Raw genomic sequence first — 265 nt, 5'->3', positions numbered from 1 at the left:
TCGGCGCGCGCCCAGGCGGCGTCGGCGAACTCGGCGTAGGCGGGACCGTCCCACAGCGCCAGGGCCTCGCCGAGCAGGGCGTCGGCCCGGTCCGGTGCGGCCGCGGCGGCGCGGTCGAGGAGGTCGGTGAAGGCGCGCGCGTCGAGCCCGTCGGGGCCGAGTGCCAGCGCGTAGCCGGGTGGGCGGCTGACCAGCACCGTCGGGACCGCCCGCGGGGACCGGTCGGGTTCGAGCACCCGTCGCAGCCGGGAGACGTGGACCTGCA

Annotated in this window: 1 protein-coding gene; it reads right to left on the bottom strand. The window is 79.2% G+C overall.

The window, feature by feature from the left end; translation table 11 throughout:
* Positions 1 to 265, bottom strand: a 265-nt coding sequence (locus GTW08_RS19660) for an AfsR/SARP family transcriptional regulator (RefSeq protein ID WP_161152354.1), incomplete at both ends; no start/stop codon positions are given.

Source organism: Pseudonocardia sp. SID8383 (assembly GCF_009864975.1).
Taxonomy (GTDB): Bacteria; Actinomycetota; Actinomycetes; order Mycobacteriales; family Pseudonocardiaceae; genus Pseudonocardia; species Pseudonocardia alni.
Note: the sequence above shows the minus strand (reverse complement) of the source record. Positions and strands in the feature narration are given on the sequence as shown.